Annotated in this window: 2 protein-coding genes; both read left to right on the top strand. The window is 42.8% G+C overall.

The window, feature by feature from the left end; genetic code table 11:
- The coding region (locus tag F6K53_RS44590) for a zinc ribbon domain-containing protein (protein ID WP_293087424.1) at nt 1–645 on the top strand (645 nt) is incomplete at its 5' end.
- Between the two features lie 172 nt (nt 646–817).
- Nucleotides 818–1,105, top strand: a complete 288-nt coding sequence (locus tag F6K53_RS44585) for a hypothetical protein (RefSeq protein ID WP_293087421.1) — start codon at nt 818–820, stop codon at nt 1,103–1,105.
- Nucleotides 1,106–1,119 lie beyond the last annotated feature (14 nt).

The raw sequence follows: 1,119 nt of genomic DNA, 5'->3' as shown, positions 1-1,119 counted from the left end.
GTCAGGACTTTTATTACTTTTTTTAGTGAAAAATCTGTGGGAAAGATTGGGCACGGAGATTTTTCCAGAATTCAGCGAATATGCCAGCATCTAGACAACCTGTTATCAAGGATTAGTAAAGCCAAGCGTGGGCAGAAGCGTCGAATGAGAAAAGCTGCTCGACGAATGGTAATCAAGATTCAGAACCTGATAAATGAGCTTCATCATAAGACAGCTAAATTCCTAGTTGACAACTTTGACGTAATTTTGATTCCAACTTTTGAAACAGCTCAAATGTCGAAGAGAGGTAGCAGAATAATCAGATCAAAAACTGTCCGGAATATGCTGAATTTCGCTCATTATCGGTTCAAAGAATTTCTGAAGCACAAAGCCCAAGAGGTGGGGAAAACTGTCGTAGATGTTTGTGAAGCTTATACTAGTAAAACTGTCAGCTGGACAGGGGAATTAGTCAACATCGGTGGAAGTAAAGTAATTAAATCAAAGGTTGATGGTCGGACGATGGATAGAGACATCAACGGCGCTCGTGGAATATTTCTGCGTTCGCGCAGCGTGGCCTACGGCCATGCCTTGGGAGATACCCCCTGGCTGAGAAATCAGCTTGCATTAGTGAGCCAGAATTTACCTTTGGTAGATTCTGGTAGCTAAAAAGTATCGGTCTTGACTCTGGAGCAGTTCTTATGGTTAACTACTCATAGTTAAGTGCGAGGGTAGCAGCGGGCACGGTTTGTCCTACTCCTAGACGGAGATAGGTTCATTTTTCATGTCGCTCTTTTGTAAATTGTAATAAGTCGTAGTTAGGTCTGTATGGAGTAAGCATATGGATAGTGCTGTTGCGAGCAAAATGTTAATTGGTAATCACACCCATCAAGAGGATGAATTGAACTCAAGGGTAAACTCAAATGCGATCGCAAAATCAAGCTCTATTCTGGACTTGATTTCCTCAAATTCAGATCAAGTCAGGGTATTTGCCTTCGATATCCGAAGCCAACCCTACTATCAGGGCAAGAATACACTCGAAGCTTGGGCGTCAAGAGCCCTAGCTGTAGCTGGTTCAGACGATGTCGTGATGATTCCTGGCAATCTGGAACCAGAGTACTACGACTGACTGAAAAATCTTGA

This window comes from Moorena sp. SIO4A1 (assembly GCF_010672065.1).
Lineage (GTDB): Bacteria > Cyanobacteriota > Cyanobacteriia > Cyanobacteriales > Coleofasciculaceae > Moorena.
Note: the sequence above shows the minus strand (reverse complement) of the source record. Positions and strands in the feature narration are given on the sequence as shown.

Excerpts from the sequence above, each read along its gene's own strand:
- F6K53_RS44585 (WP_293087421.1), top strand. The coding sequence starts at position 818 with ATGGATAGTGCTGTTGCGAGCAAAATGTTAATTGGTAATCACACCCAT.